This is a genomic window from Paenibacillus sp. 598K, from assembly GCF_003851045.1.
Taxonomy (GTDB): Bacteria; Bacillota; Bacilli; order Paenibacillales; family Paenibacillaceae; genus Paenibacillus_D.
In genome coordinates, this window is sequence record NZ_BFBX01000128.1 from 27066 (window position 1) to 41157 (window position 14092).

Annotated in this window: 11 protein-coding genes and 1 pseudogene; 6 read left to right on the top strand and 6 right to left on the bottom strand. The window is 60.4% G+C overall.

What is annotated here, in order from left to right; translation table 11 throughout:
* The 4 genes and pseudogenes from PA598K_RS38340 to PA598K_RS29395 all read right to left on the bottom strand — a co-directional run.
* Positions 1 to 310 (bottom strand): annotated as a pseudogene (locus PA598K_RS38340) (DEAD/DEAH box helicase); the annotation flags it as partial.
* On the bottom strand, positions 307 to 1893 hold the full coding sequence (locus tag PA598K_RS29385; RefSeq protein ID WP_128660350.1) for a hypothetical protein: 1587 nt from the start codon (positions 1891 to 1893) through the stop codon (positions 307 to 309). The gene PA598K_RS29385 and the pseudogene PA598K_RS38340, both read right to left, overlap by 4 nt.
* Before the next feature lie 207 nt (positions 1894 to 2100).
* Positions 2101 to 3342 (bottom strand): hypothetical protein, encoded by a 1242-nt coding sequence (locus tag PA598K_RS29390; protein ID WP_128660351.1) that lies wholly within the window; start codon positions 3340 to 3342, stop codon positions 2101 to 2103.
* A 106-nt stretch (positions 3343 to 3448) separates the two neighbouring features.
* Positions 3449 to 4126: a tetratricopeptide repeat protein gene (locus PA598K_RS29395; RefSeq protein WP_128660352.1), complete on the bottom strand. Its 678-nt coding sequence runs from the start codon at positions 4124 to 4126 to the stop codon at positions 3449 to 3451.
* Positions 4127 to 4292: 166 nt separating this feature from the next.
* On the opposite strand from PA598K_RS29395, the gene glsA reads away from it, so the two are divergent.
* The 6 genes from glsA (at position 4293) to PA598K_RS29425 (ending at position 9804) form a co-directional block, all read left to right on the top strand.
* Positions 4293 to 5240 carry a glutaminase A gene (gene glsA / locus PA598K_RS29400; protein ID WP_128660353.1) on the top strand — a complete coding sequence of 316 codons (948 nt, stop codon included), beginning with the start codon at positions 4293 to 4295 and terminating at the stop codon, positions 5238 to 5240.
* A gap of 134 nt (positions 5241 to 5374) precedes the next feature.
* Positions 5375 to 6241, top strand: coding sequence for an SDR family oxidoreductase (locus PA598K_RS29405; protein WP_128660354.1), 867 nt, complete (start codon positions 5375 to 5377; stop codon positions 6239 to 6241).
* Between the two features lie 64 nt (positions 6242 to 6305).
* Positions 6306 to 7358 carry a substrate-binding domain-containing protein gene (locus tag PA598K_RS29410; RefSeq protein WP_128660355.1) on the top strand — a complete coding sequence of 351 codons (1053 nt, stop codon included), beginning with the start codon at positions 6306 to 6308 and terminating at the stop codon, positions 7356 to 7358.
* Positions 7359 to 7407: 49 nt separating this feature from the next.
* Positions 7408 to 8886 (top strand): alpha-N-arabinofuranosidase, encoded by a 1479-nt coding sequence (locus PA598K_RS29415; RefSeq protein ID WP_128660356.1) that lies wholly within the window; start codon positions 7408 to 7410, stop codon positions 8884 to 8886.
* A complete protein-coding gene (locus PA598K_RS29420) occupies positions 8886 to 9167 on the top strand; it encodes a DUF6171 family protein (protein ID WP_128660357.1) in 282 nt (93 codons plus the stop codon). The genes PA598K_RS29415 and PA598K_RS29420 overlap by 1 nt, the downstream gene beginning before the upstream one ends.
* Positions 9168 to 9300: 133 nt before the next feature.
* The gene (locus PA598K_RS29425; protein ID WP_128660358.1) at positions 9301 to 9804 is read left to right on the top strand and encodes a hypothetical protein; all 504 of its coding nucleotides are present in this window, start codon (positions 9301 to 9303) and stop codon (positions 9802 to 9804) included.
* Positions 9805 to 9824: 20 nt separating this feature from the next.
* On the opposite strand, the gene PA598K_RS29430 is transcribed toward PA598K_RS29425, so the two are convergent.
* Positions 9825 to 10955 (bottom strand): response regulator, encoded by a 1131-nt coding sequence (locus tag PA598K_RS29430; RefSeq protein ID WP_260405672.1) that lies wholly within the window; start codon positions 10953 to 10955, stop codon positions 9825 to 9827.
* Positions 10952 to 14047, bottom strand: a complete 3096-nt coding sequence (locus PA598K_RS29435) for a hybrid sensor histidine kinase/response regulator (protein ID WP_128660359.1) — start codon at positions 14045 to 14047, stop codon at positions 10952 to 10954. The genes PA598K_RS29430 and PA598K_RS29435 overlap by 4 nt, the downstream gene beginning before the upstream one ends.
* Positions 14048 to 14092: the final 45 nt, after the last annotated feature.

The following is a 14092-nucleotide window of genomic DNA, read 5'->3' on the forward strand; positions in this document are numbered from 1 at the left end:
GGCGGAGGAGCCGTGCCGTCTGCAGCAGACGGTCCGCCTCCTCCGACCATCGGATAGCCAGCAGCCGCACCGGCTGTGGCCGAGAGGCATAGTCCATCGCGAGCAGCGGCGGCAGCAGCAAGCCATCGACGCCGTCCAGCCGCTTCTCCTCGATCTCGGCCCCGTACCACGAGCCCTCATGCCAGGCGAACAGCAGATGCTTCAAGCGCTGCAGCGAGCCTTGCCAACCCGCGCCCGACAGCCACAGTCCTTCCCCCGTCGCCCAGCGACCGTCGACGCTCCATTGCTTGTGCTCCAACGTTCTGCTCATGTGAAGATCTTTCCTTTCCACAGCTCCTCCTGCAAAGCGCGCAGCCGCTGGTATTTGTGGGCCAACTGCTCGACGTACAGCTCCCATATCGCCGCTCGCCCGTCGCTTTTATAGAGCTTCTCCAGCTTCTTCAAGAGCTTGACGGCATTGCGGTAGCCCTGACGGTTGCGGGAGAGGATCGCTTCATCGACGGCCTGATGATAGAGCGGGATGAGCGCCGACGGCGCATGCTTGGCTACCGAGCGGACATCCTGCATATCGAGCTCCTCCGGCCGGACGCCGATGAAGAGCTGCAGGTCGGCCCACGCCTCGTAGTCAGAGCGCTCCATCCAGTGCTCGGACAGCTCGCTATATGCAAAGGGGAGCAGGGAGATCATCCGCTCCGTCCATCGGCTGCCGGCTGCTGGATGATGGATATCCGCCTCGCGGCACAAGGTCAGATAGGGTCTGAGGATCGCCGTATTGCGGCAGTCCGCGAGCTGGCGATGCAGATAGTCCATCCATCGGCCAAAAGCCTCCCACTTGCGAGCCTCGAGCCGCTGCCGAGCAAATCCGTACACCAGCTCCACGACGGGATCGAAGGCAACGTCGGCCAAGCGGGCAACCGCCAGATCGTCCCGACCCTCGATCACATCGAAATGCGCCAGCACGGACTGAAGGAACGTCAGCTGCTGCAGCTCATATGCAGGTCGCTCCTCCAGCAGCGCCAGCAACGTTCGCCGCTCTGCCTCGCGCCACGAAGCAGAGTCGCTGAGCCGCGACCAGATCAGATGGTAGAGCCGATCCCAACGCAGCAGAGAAGCCTGCGGGTCCAGCGCACGCTCCCGCAGGGCATCGACGAGCGCAGTCGTCCAACTCGTCTCCCAGGTCGACATCGCCGCTGGATCGAGCGAGACGGACAGCTCCTCAAAATGCGCAACCCAGGGATCGACGGAACGGGTAAAGGACATCTCGTAATAATATTTGCTGTAGGAGTCGGTCACCGCATAAGCGAGCTCGACCTGCTCCAGCACAAATTCGATCGTATGAAGCCAATGGTAACGCTGCCTCGCCTTGCCCCAATGCTTGGCCGAGCCTTTCATCTCCGACAGGACCGATTGCATCGGATGCAGCGATTGCTTGCACTGCTGCCAGACCTCGCCATACACCTCGCCGAACCATGCCCGCCATGCCGTCACGCTGCCGTCTGGTCCCGGGCTGGGGGGCCGCTCCGTCCGCGACTGCGGGCCGGGCGATTCTCTGCCGGGCAGGATCTCCCCCCGCAGCAGATGCTCATGGACCACTTGCGGCTCGATGCCGAGTCTGGCGCAGTAGGCGTACCATACCGCCCCCATATGTCGACACGGACCTTCTGCCTGACAGGTACAGTTGCTGTAGCGCAGCTGCTCGAGATCGAGGATGACGGCGAGGATCCGCACATCATCGACGATACCGTAGACGCGATTCTCCTCTATCTGGTCGACGGACCGGACCATCCCGCTCCGGAAGCTCGTCATCCCTTGCTCCAGCGCCGCATGCGGGATATGGTCGATCATCTGCTGGTTCATTGCATTCCATTGACCGTCGGCAAGGCTAGCAGTCATGTCCATGAGCTCCTCCGTTCCATTGTCTTCCCTTGTTCATGCATCTTATCATTATACCACAAGGCGATACGCGCTGCGCCGTCTTTGAGGGGATGGATATCGTTGCAGCAGCATGCCAAAAAAAGGCCATCCACGCCATGCGCCGGCGTGAAGACCTCCCTGGGGTGTGTCCGCATACTCCGAGGGTTACAGATAACAGATTGTCGTTTATTCGGACTGCCTGAGGCGAGCCTGCCGGTCCTCCTCGGTCATCCGGTCGACATAGGCGCACAGCTCGTCCAGCTTGCCTTGCTCTGCCAGCGAACGGATCGCAGCAAGCCGGGACGAGCCGACTTCATCCTCCGTGGGGCGAGACTCGACCGGTCTGCGAAGCCGCGAGGCGACGACGGCTGCACACAGGATCAATACGGCGGCTATACCGGCGAGCATCAGCCATTGACGCGTCAGGGCGTCTTGCACCTGCCTGTAATCCGAGACGATCGTCAGCACATATCGGTCGAGCGGCTGGCCCTCTGCATCGAGGATGCTGGCGACGCGGTCGATGGAGACGGGCACGTACTGCTTCATGACCGGCCGCCCCGCGATCGTCGTCCGGATCGTCACCGGGGTATTGGTCCGATAAGCTTCATCGATATGCCTTAGCTCGTCGCGAGCCACATATGCGTTGGAGCCGTAGAAGACCGGCATCTGCGTAATGTGGCGCAGCTCCTCGCCCAGCTCGGTTTCGGTCAGCTGCTCGCCGCGCGGATAGGTGCTCGGATTGACAGCGCCGATCTCGAGCAGTGTCGGATTTTTGAGCAGCGTCTGCTCGATCAGCCGATCGGCGCCGGTCAACTCCTCGTACTCGCGCTGCATATCGTAGCTGACATACGGATCGATGATATAATTGGTCGAGCCGTCATAGTAGTAGCCCCACTTGCGGACCTTGCTCGTATCCGACGAAGCCACCTCGAAGGGGCCGGTCCAGAAGTTGTCCAGCGACTGCCCCCAATCAATCGTCACCTGCCGCTTGTCGAACAGTTGGTTGAACGCCTCGTACCATGGCTTCCAACTGCTCGTCTTCAGCCCCAGCTGCCGGGAATCGGACGAACGATAGAGCACGATATCGTCCTCGGTCCGCTTGAGCAGCGTAATATGCAGTACGCCCAGCCGCTCGCTCAGCTCGATCAGCTGTTCATTGCGCACCTTCTCGATATCCGCATCCAGCGCATACTGGGCAGCGATGGAGACACTGCGCAGCTGCCGCCCGATCTGCTCCTGATATTTCTCGGCGCCGAGTCTGGATTGCTCGATCGCGATCTCGATCTGTCCCGCCACTGCGCCCAGCTCATGCCTGAGACTCCGCTCGAGCGCCTGCTTGGTCAAGAGGTAATACAGCCCATGCGTGCTGCCTACAATAACTACGATCAGCAGCAGCGGCTTCCACCACAGTCTTCGTATCATCGTCATGCAACATCCCCTGGTCATTGGTATGGATCGGCGGTCGTCCGCGCGCCGTCATGCTGCCCGAACCGTTCTAGCGATGCCGAGCTACGGTCAGACGCTGGCACTCCCGTCAGACGCGCAGCTTGCGCAGTCCGCTGAGCAGCGCCCATCTGCGTTCCTGCCGCTTCTTGTAACGCGGGAGCGACCGATAGATGTCGCCAGCCTCCCCATACGCCGCCCTCGCCTCGTCGCGGCGCCCCAGTTGCTCATAGAGCTGGCCGAGCTTGTAGTACGCCTCGCAGGAGGACGAGTGGATGTCGCGGAACGACTCCAGACAACGTATCGCTTCCTCGGTCTGGCCTTGCGCGCCATACATCCCGGCGAGCCTCAGATAGGGCTGCCCATACTTGACGCGGGGATTGATCGCGAGCGCCCGCTCGATGGCGGCCTTGCCGCGCTCGGGATCGCCCGTATGCAGACAAGCGGCGCCCAGATCGTCCCAATACTCGGCCGAATCCTCCAGCGTATCGCCGATCGACTCCAGCACAGCGCGGGCGTCGCGATAACGCTTGCGCTCGAGCAGCGCCCGCGCCATCTCCTGCTTGGCATCGACGTCGCTCGGATTGAGCAGCAGCTGTTGGCGCAGCTGGGCGATCCGCCGACGGCGGCGCAGCGGCTTCATCAGACTCGGCGAGAGGCCGAGGAAGCGCCGGTCTAACACATACAGTACCGCCAGCAGGATAAGTATCGCGAGGAAAGGATTGCCGACGAGCCACCACAAAAACGAGAAGATTAAAACTTTTCCCATGATTCCCCTCCACCATCGTTCATTCCCTAATCATAGCACAGATTCCCCAGCTTGCGGCACCCCTTCCTCCTCGGGAAAGACCGTGAGGTCCGCGCCGCAGGTAGCCGGGCGCGCGATGTCGAACTGTTTATAATATTGGCCATCCTGATGTTGAGAGGAGCTTGTTATGATTAAGACTGAATGGCAGCATATCGAGGCCCATCTGCCTGCATGGCTGGAGGAGAGCCGCCAGGCCGCCAGGCGCGGCAAGGTCGCCGACTATATCCCCGAGCTGGCCCACGCGCCTGCCGATGCGCTCGGATGCACGCTGATCGATACGAACGGCAATACGACGAACGCAGGCGATTGCGGCCTGACATTTACGATGCAGAGTATATCCAAGGTGTTCACGCTGCTGCTGGCGCTGATGGACCGGGGGGAGGAGCGCGTCTTCAACCATGTCGGCATGGAGCCGTCGGGCGACGATTACAACTCGATGCTGAAGCTGGAGCTCGTCGAGCCCGGCAAGCCCTTCAATCCGCTGATCAACGCCGGCGCGATCGCCGTCACAGCGCTGATCAAGGGCGACAGCACCGACGAGCAATTTGTCCGGATTCGCGACTTTTTCCGGATGATCGCCGGCGACAGCTCCATCGACTGCAACTACGACGTCTATGCCTCCGAGCATCGCACCGCACACCGCAACCGTTCGCTCGCTTACTTCCTCAAGGACAATGACGTGCTCGCAGACGAGATCGCCGTCGAGGATGTGCTCGACGTCTACTTCCGCCAATGCGCCATCGAGGTCAACTGCGAGCAACTTGCCCGCATGGGCATGGTGCTCGCCAACGGCGGCTACGACCTCGTCACCGGCCAATCGCTTATCCCCTACCGCTACGTCCAGATCGCCAAGACCTTCATGGTCACTTGCGGCATGTACAACGCCTCCGGCGAGTTCGCCATTCAAGCGGGCATCCCTGCCAAGAGCGGCGTCTCGGGCGGTATTATCGCCCTTGTCCCCGGCCGCTACGGGATCGGCGTCATCGGCCCTGCGCTCAACAGCAAGGGCAACAGCACCGCAGGGATCGACCTGCTCCGCAAGCTTTCGGTCCAGTACAACTGGAGCATTTTCTAGCTTTCTCCCCTTTCTTGGCGCGCCAGCCCTTTCCTTTCCAGGTATGAGATGTGTTTGCGATTCCCAGTATAAGGGTATACGCAGACTAAACCCTACTTCGGGCTTGACCCGTCACAAGGAAAGGATGAATCGCTATGCCATCAAGCAATGGAAAACAGATCAACCCTCCCCAGCATCAGAATCGTCGTCCGGGCCTGGAGTCCGAGATGCAGCCCCTGCCAAAGTTCGACTCGGAGACCTACCGACCAGCGGGCAAGCTGACCGATAAGGTCGCTATCATCACCGGTGGCGACAGCGGCATCGGCCGCGCTGCGGCTGTCGCCTACGCCAAAGAAGGCGCGGATGTCGTCATCGTCTATCTGGACGAGCATGAGGACGCCAAGCTTACCGCTCGCCATGTGGAGCAAGCGGGCCGCCGTTGTCTGCTGCTCGCTGGCGATATCGGCGATTCAGCCTTCTGCACGGGCGTCGTCCGCCAGACCATCGAGTGCTTCGGGCGGCTGGACATCCTGGTCAACAACGCGGCCGAGCAGCATCCGCAGGACAAGCTCGAGGACATCACCGACGAACAGCTGGAGCGGACGTTTCGCACCAATATCTTCGCCATGTTCTATCTGACCAAGGCTGCGCTGCCGCATCTGAAGAAGGGCGCTTCGATCATCAACACCGCCTCCGTCACCGCTTATCGGGGCAGCCCCAAGCTGCTCGACTACTCCGCCACCAAAGGGGCGATCGTCGCCTTCACTCGCTCTCTGTCCACCAACGTAGCCGGACGCGGCATCCGCGTCAACGGCGTCGCGCCGGGGCCGATCTGGACGCCGCTTATCCCGTCCACCTTCGAGGAGACGGAGGTCGCAACCTTCGGAGCGGACACGCCGATGCAACGGCCAGGCCAACCTGAGGAGCTAGCTCCCGCCTACGTCTACCTCGCCTGCGACGACTCCTCCTATATGACGGGGCAGATGCTCCATGTCAATGGCGGAGAAGTGATCAACGGCTAGACAAGCCGCATATTTATTGGTACTATATTGGTACTATCACATAATGTAACGAGGGAGGGGTGGAATGAACAAAAAACCATTGCTGCGCGAGCAGCTGGCAGCCCGGCTGCGTGAGCAGGTCGCCCGGCTGCAGACGACCGAGCCTGTCCGGATCGCTCCAGAGCGGGAACTGGCAGAGCAGTTCGGCGTCAGCCGGATCAGTCTGCGGGCCGCTGTCAAGCTGCTCGTCGAGGAAGGACTGCTGACGCAGATTCAGGGCAAGGGCACGTATACGACGCCGCGCAAGGCGGTGCGTGCGCTCCATTTGTTCTGTTCGCCGGATATCAAGAGCACGGACCCGTTTTACAATGAGTTCCTCGTCGAGATCACGACGACAGCCGCTCTGCAAGCGATCGCTCTGATGATGGTCCACGAGTCGCAAATTATGGCGCAAGAGCCGAATGTCCCGCTCGTCGTCATCGGCGTCGTCTCCGATAGCCTGATGTCCCGTCTCAACGAAGCATACAGCACGGTAATCGTCATCCAGGGCAATGGCCAGCCGACCTCTGTCATCCATCTCGGCTTTGACGATTATGCCATCGGACGCCGGGCAGCAACGTTGCTGCTGGAGGCGGGATATCGTCGCATCGCGCTGCTCGCCGGACCGGATCGCTACCCCTCCGCCTCGCAACGCAAGCTTGGCTTCCTCGATGGACTCGCCGAGCAAGGCTTGGAAGCGGATACATGGACCAGCAAGATGAACTGGTCCGGCGGCTACGACGCGGCAGAAGCGCTGGAAGCCTGGATCGCGGCCGACTCGGCGCCGGCAGCGCTGTTTGCCGCCAATGACTGGATGGCCGTCGGGCTGATCCAGCGTCTCAAGGAGCGGGCAGTGTCCGTACCGGAGGCGTTGGCCGTGATTGGCTGCGACAACATTCAGTTGGCCAGTCAGTTCACGCCCGCGCTCACGACCTTTGATCTGGATATGAAGCTGCTGACAGCCGAGCTGATGAACATCCTTGCCAGCGGCGCACGAGTCACTCCCTACGCCGAGGGCGACGGCGTACAGTCGCTGCTGCTTCCAGCGACCCTGATTTTGCGGGACTCCTTTGTCCCGAGCATCGACAAGACCCACTGAACACGCTTTTATCCCAGTCTTTCATTTACGAGAGGAGCTTTCACATCCTATGGTCCAAGTAACTGTACGTCCGCAAGCCAGCAAAGGCACCATCAACAAAAACATCTACGGTCACTTCTCCGAGCATCTCGGCCGCTGCATCTACGAAGGCATCTGGGTCGGTCACGACTCGCCGATCCCGAACACCGACGGCATGCGCAACGATGTCCTCGAGGCGCTGCGCGAGCTCAAGGTGCCGGTCCTGCGTTGGCCCGGCGGCTGCTTCGCCGACGAGTACCATTGGCAGGACGGTATCGGCCCGGCCGAGCAGCGTCCCCGCATGATCAACACCCACTGGGGCGGCGTCGTCGAGAACAACCACTTCGGCACGCATGAGTTTTTCCGTCTGTGCGAGCTGATCGGCGCCGAGCCGTATATTAACGGCAACCTGGGCAGCGGCACGGTCCATGAGATGCAGCAATGGGTCGAGTACATGACCTTCGACGGCGAATCGCCGATGGCGAACCAGCGTCGCACCAACGGGCGCGAGGAGCCTTGGAAGCTCAAGTACTTCGGCGTCGGCAACGAAAACTGGGGCTGCGGCGGCAACATGCGCCCCGAGTACTACGCCGACGAATATCGCCGCTATGCGACCTACGTGCGCAACTATGGCGACAACAAGATTACGAAGATCGCTTGCGGACCCAATGCCCATGACTATGAATGGACCGAGGTGCTGATGCGCAACGCCGCCCGGTATATGGACGCGCTCACGCTGCACTACTACACCTTGCCTACCGGCGACTGGCAGCAGAAGGGCTCGGCGACGGACTTCGACACAGCCTACTGGTTCACGACGATGCGCCGCACGCTCGAGATGCAGGACCTGCTAGCCAAGCATTCCGCCATCATGGACAAGTACGACCCCGACAAACGGATCGGTCTGTATGTCGATGAGTGGGGCACCTGGTACGATGTCGAGCCGGGCACCAACCCGGGCTTCCTGTATCAACAAAACACGATGCGCGACGCGCTCGTCGCAGGCGTCAACCTGAACCTGTTCAACAACTACTGCGACCGCGTGACGATGGCCAACATCGCCCAGATCGTCAACGTACTGCAAGCCGTCATCCTGACCGAAGGCGACCAGTTGCTGCTGACGCCAACGTATCATGTATTCCATATGTTCAAGGTGCATCAGGATGCGCAGCATGTCGCGCTCGACTTCGTCAGCCCGGACTATACGTACGGCGCAGAGCGCATCCCGCAGCTCAGCCTGTCGGCCTCCATCGACAGCGAAGGCGCGCTGAACATCTCGATCTGCAACCTGCATCACGAGGCGTCCGCGCCGCTCGAGATCGATCTGAGCGCAGAGACGCGCAGCTCCGTGTCGGGCTCGATCCTCGTCCATGAGACGCTGAGCGGACACAACACGTTCGAGCAGCCCGAAGCGGTGAAGCCGCAAGCCTTTGACGGCGCCAAGCTGGAGGGCGGCAAGCTGTCGCTGGACGCGCCGGCTGCATCCGTCATCGTCCTCAAGCTGCAATAATGAACGCGGCGAGCAGAACCGACGGAAGGGACAATTGCAAGGGCTGCTCGGCCGACGTCAAGGTGACGGACGAGCAGATGGCCCGGCTATGGGCCAAGCTGGGCGAGCTGCCGCCGGAGGATCTCGCCGAGGACGGCATCTATGCGCAGCGGCTCGCGCTTTGCCGGGATTGCCCATCCCTGCAGTACGGCACGACCTGCCGTCATTGCGGTTGTCTCGTCGCCTGGAAGGCCCGCCTGAGCCGCTCCCGCTGTCCGCAGCCGGGCGTCAGCCGCTGGTAGCCTGACAACAAAAGGTCTTTGCCCCCGATTCGTTCGGATGCGGCAAAGACCTTTTTTCTTGTTGGTACATTATGCTATGATGTCCACAATGCCCATACGCATCACAACATTAAGCTGCGCTTAGGAGGACCTTATGCTCACGTTTGATCAAAAACTGGCGATTATCGCCGAATTCCCGGAGCTTGTCCGCAAGGACGTCTCGCTTGGCCGGGTCAACTTTCACTTCGAAGGCAGCCGCTACGACAAGAAGACGGTCGTCTACCATCTGCACCCGGGCGGCAACGGCTTCGTCTATGCCGCGCGCATCGCGGGGCAATCCACGGATGACAAGGGCTTCGTCAACATCAGGGAGTATCCGGAGGCCGAGCTGCGCAGCCTGCTGCGCCAAGCGATCGACTCGCTGGCCGATGGCCCCGATGCCCCTCAGTCGTCGGACGCTACAGATCCGTCGTCCTCTTCGGCTTCGTCAGCCGATGGGCTGCCGACAAGCTGGCGCAACGCCGAGGGACATCTGCTCCAGCTATCCTACACTGACGATCTCTGGTACGTCTATGACGGACCTAATCTTGAGATGGCCTTCGAGACCGAAGACGAGGCGCGCGCCTATCTCGAGGAGGAAGGCTTCTCGCCAGCCTAGCCGTCCATGCCGCGCCGCCGTCAGCCCGACAGCAGCGTCAGCGCCCATTTCTGAAAATCGGACTCCGGCTCGATGCCGAGCTCTTCTTGGAGCAACGTCTTGAAGCTCAGATAATGGGCGCGGGCTGCTCCGAGCTCCCGAGCGTGTACATACCCTTCCATGACGAGCCGGCAGATCTCCTCCGAATACGGCTCCCTCTCCTGCAGTTGCAGCAGTCGATCCAGTCCGTTCTTGCGATCTGCATAACGCAGCTCGTATTCGGCCAATCTCAGGTTAACCCCAATGAACTGCTGATGCAGCAGTTTGCGCTTCGCCGACGCCCACCCGTAATCATGCTCCTCGAAGTATTCCCCCCGATACAGCCCGATCGCCTGCTCGTATTGGCTCGCTTGCTCGGCGTTCTGAATCTCGGAGATCCCGGCCAGTCGCTCGAACAGCTCGACATCCGTCAGCAGCGAGGACTTCAACAGCCGGTAACGCTCCTGCGAGAATTCGACCTTCGCCTGCACGCCCCATTCCTTCAGCAGCTTGCGGATATGATAGACCGTCGTGTGCAGATACGTGACGGCCTTGTCCTGCTCGTATTCCTGCCAGACCGCATCGACGATCTGATCCTTCAGCACCCACCGCTCCTCATGATGCAGCAGATAAGCGAACATTTCTTGCGCCTTGTAGGTGCGCCATTTCAGCTTCTTCCGGGCATCCCCCTCGTGATATAGCTCCAGCCGCTTAAAGCATTGGATCGCGGCCTCGGCCTGCACGATAGGCCGCGACGGCTCAGGCGTCTGGCGGAGCGATTGCTCGATGCGCTCGAGCGTTTTGCGGAATCGCTCGGGATTGATCGGCTTGAGCAAATAATCGAGCGCATGCAGCTCGAAAGCCTCCACCGCATAATTGGCATAAGCGGTAATATAGACGATCCGTATATCCGGATGGATCGCCTGGATATGCTCCGCCGCCTCCAGGCCGTTCATCTCCGGCATGCCGATATCGAGGAAGACCAGATCCGTCTTTTGTTCCTTCAGATGCTCCAGACCTTTGCGGGCGGAGGTGTATTTGCCGGCAATTTCGATGCGGCCGTCTTTTTTGAGCAGCCGTTCCAGCTGCTGCAACGCCGGCTTTTCGTCATCGATCAAGATTGCATTCATCATCGCCGCTCGCTCCTCTCTTCAGATAGACTGTTGCCCGGACTTACGGGGATGTGGAACCGGATCGTCGTACCCGCCCCCTCCCGGCTCTCCGCTTCCAGACCTGTGCCGTAGATCGATCGCAGCCGTTGATGGATGTTGCGCAAGCCGACGCCGCCCGTCCCTCTCGGTCCGTTGAAGATCGCCTGCACCCGCTCCGGCGACATGCCGACGCCATTATCCTCGATCGCGAACTCGATGACGTCATCCAGCTGCCGGATCGACAGCTTCACTGTGCCGCCTTCCTCCTGCTGCATGACGCCGTGGCGCACGGCATTTTCGACGATCGGCTGCAGGCTCAGCGGCGGGATGAGCACGCGCACCGACTCGTCGATATCGTATTCGATGACGAGTTGCTCGTCGAAGCGGGCCTTCTCCAGCGCCAGGTAAGACTTCACCAGCTCCAGCTCGCCAGCGAGCGGCTTGGTGCGCTCGCGGTTCTGAAAGTCAAAGCTGCTGCGCAGGTATTGGCTGAGCTCGAACAACAGCTGGATCGCCTTGTCCGGATCGTCGTAACAGACGGAGATGATCGTATTCATCGCATTGTAGAGGAAATGCGGCTTGATCTGCGCCTGCAGGTACGCGATCTCGGTCCGGATCGACTGCTTGACCGAGGAACGAAGCTCCACCAGCGTTCGCACGCGGGCGCGCAGTTCGCCGAGGTCGACGGGCTTGCTCAGGTAGTCGCTGGCGCCGGAGGCAAAGGCGGTCTGACTATCCTCGGAGCGACTGCGCGCCGTCAGCATCAGGATCGGCAGATCCGATAGCAGGTAGCGCTCCCGGATGCGCCGGCACAACTCGAGCCCCGAGATGCCGGGCATCATCCAGTCGGTGATGACCAGGTCGATATCCGGATTACGCTGAAGCATGTCGAGCGCCTCGACACCGCTCTGCACCGGGATGACCTCGTGTTTTTCGAGCGACAGCGCGTTGATCAGCACTTGCAGGTTGACCTGATCGTCATCGACGACCAGGATTCGGCTGCGTTCGCCTTGCTCAGGGCTCGTCGTCTCCTCCTGAGGCTCAGCCATCGCCGCGGCAGTCAGCAGACCGGCAGACAGCTCGCGGGCCGCTCCCGCCCTGGACTGATCCGCTGCGACGGGCAACGTGAACCGGAAGATCGAACCCTGACCAGGCGTCGATTCCGCCCAGATGCGCCCCCCGTTTAATTCGACCAGCTTGCGCGTGATGCTCAAGCCAAGCCCCGTGCCTTTATAGCTGCGGTAGATTGCCGAGCCCCCTTGATCATAAGCGTCGAAGATCGTGCCCATCCGTTCGGGACGGATGCCGATGCCCGTATCGGCGACAGCAACCGTTACCCGATCGCCATGATGCTTGGCGGATACCGTCACGCTGCCCTGATGCGTGAATTTGATCGCATTGCCCAGCAGATTGAACAGGATCTGGTAGAGCCGATCCTCGTCCGTATCGAGCAGTGGCAGCCCTTCGGGCAACTGAAGACGGAGCTCCAGGCTCGGCTTGGCCTCGACATGACGGACGATCTCGATCACCGAGCTGGCGATCATCTCCAGATCGACCGGCTTGCGCTGGATCGCGATGTCACCGTTCTTCAGCTTGGCGAAGTCGAGGATATCGTTGATGAGCGCCGACAACCGTTTGCCGGTCGAGACGACCATCGACAGCTGATCCGATTGCTTGCGGCTGAGCTGACCCGAGGAGCCCTCCAGCATCGTCTGGGCAATATTGACGATCCCGTGCAGCGGCGTCCGCAGCTCATGCGATGTATTGGCCATAAATTCATCCTTGAGGCCGTCGAGCGTCAATAGCCGCTCCGACAGCGCCTCCACCTCGCTGAAGGATGCGGCGTAGCGGATCGCGATCAGCACCCCCTGCGAGAATACGAAAACGATGATCTCGAAGAGCATGATCGAGTAAGGCACCGAGAGACCGAGCATGATCAACACATTGACCAGGATAATCGCCATAATGCTATAGATGCTGACCATCATAAAAAACAAATTTTCGGACTGCTGCTTCAGCCCTCGCAGCATCGCGTACAGCACATACCCGACACTGACAAAGGAGGTCGCAAGCATGACGTCTTCCACACGACTAAAGATGATCGGCGGCAGCAACTGGGAAGCGCCCATCATTACAACCGTCACCCAAAATGCGGCGCGTACGAACGCCGGGCTGATCGTGCCCGGCAAGGATATCGCAACATAACGGAGCAAAAAGTAATAGACCAGTACAGAGCAAGCAAATTGCAGCTTCATGAAAAGGACGTAATCCAGACCAGGGATCAAGTTCCCCATCAGCTTTTCGCCGTGCGTGAAGACATACAGCATCGCGGTGAGGCAAAACAAGCCCAGATAAAGCATGCTCGACTCGCTCTTGCGCAAACGAGAAACGACCATGAACAGGCAGGCGGGAATAAATAAGCCGACCATCGACATCCAATCGATCCCGACCGCAAGCTCGCGGCTGCTCATGATCGACTTCTGATCGCCAAAGGCGATCGGAATAATCATGCCTCCGGAAGAATAACTGTAGTTCGCGATTTGCACCAGCACCTCGACCCTGTCTTCATTGAGCGCTGCATAGCCGACGAATGGAATGTTGCGCTGTTCCCCATACGCTTCGTCGGTCGAGGGTTGTCCGCTCGCGCCGACAGGCTCTCCTGCTAGGAAGATGCGACTGGCCGAGCGTATGTTTTTCATATGTATGCCGTAGATGCCATTGGTCCCCTCCGGCATGAGGATCTCCAGCCGGAAGGTCGCGTAGCCCGTAATGCCCGGATGGCCATCCTCGCGCAGATAAGCGTTCCATTTGCCGGGCACCGGGACGGTGGCTGGCTTCCCCGCCAACGTCAGGTCGTCGTCCGGATACAACAGCTCGCTCCGGTACATCTCCCATTCGCCCTCCAGCGGCACGACGCCGCCAGCAGCGAAATCCCACCCTCGCAAGTCGAGGATGCCGTCCTGGGCGCGGGGCGGCACATGCGGGTTGAGGACCATCTGCACCATGATGATCAACGGCAGCAGCATGACGACCGCAACACTGGCCAATATAATCCATCCATCATTCTTCCCCATAGATCCTCCAGCTCAGGCGGTCACCAGAATTTCTTTCCATACGAT

Excerpts from the sequence above, each read along its gene's own strand:
- PA598K_RS29385 (WP_128660350.1), bottom strand. The coding sequence starts at position 1,893 with ATGACTGCTAGCCTTGCCGACGGTCAATGGAATGCAATGAACCAGCAG.
- PA598K_RS29435 (WP_128660359.1), bottom strand. The coding sequence starts at position 14,047 with ATGGGGAAGAATGATGGATGGATTATATTGGCCAGTGTTGCGGTCGTC.
- PA598K_RS29395 (WP_128660352.1), bottom strand. The coding sequence starts at position 4,126 with ATGGGAAAAGTTTTAATCTTCTCGTTTTTGTGGTGGCTCGTCGGCAAT.
- PA598K_RS29425 (WP_128660358.1), top strand. The coding sequence starts at position 9,301 with ATGCTCACGTTTGATCAAAAACTGGCGATTATCGCCGAATTCCCGGAG.
- PA598K_RS29405 (WP_128660354.1), top strand. The coding sequence starts at position 5,375 with ATGCCATCAAGCAATGGAAAACAGATCAACCCTCCCCAGCATCAGAAT.
- PA598K_RS29415 (WP_128660356.1), top strand. The coding sequence starts at position 7,408 with ATGGTCCAAGTAACTGTACGTCCGCAAGCCAGCAAAGGCACCATCAAC.
- glsA (WP_128660353.1), top strand. The coding sequence starts at position 4,293 with ATGATTAAGACTGAATGGCAGCATATCGAGGCCCATCTGCCTGCATGG.
- PA598K_RS29390 (WP_128660351.1), bottom strand. The coding sequence starts at position 3,342 with ATGACGATGATACGAAGACTGTGGTGGAAGCCGCTGCTGCTGATCGTA.
- PA598K_RS29410 (WP_128660355.1), top strand. The coding sequence starts at position 6,306 with ATGAACAAAAAACCATTGCTGCGCGAGCAGCTGGCAGCCCGGCTGCGT.
- PA598K_RS29430 (WP_260405672.1), bottom strand. The coding sequence starts at position 10,955 with ATGATGAATGCAATCTTGATCGATGACGAAAAGCCGGCGTTGCAGCAG.
- PA598K_RS29420 (WP_128660357.1), top strand. The coding sequence starts at position 8,886 with ATGAACGCGGCGAGCAGAACCGACGGAAGGGACAATTGCAAGGGCTGC.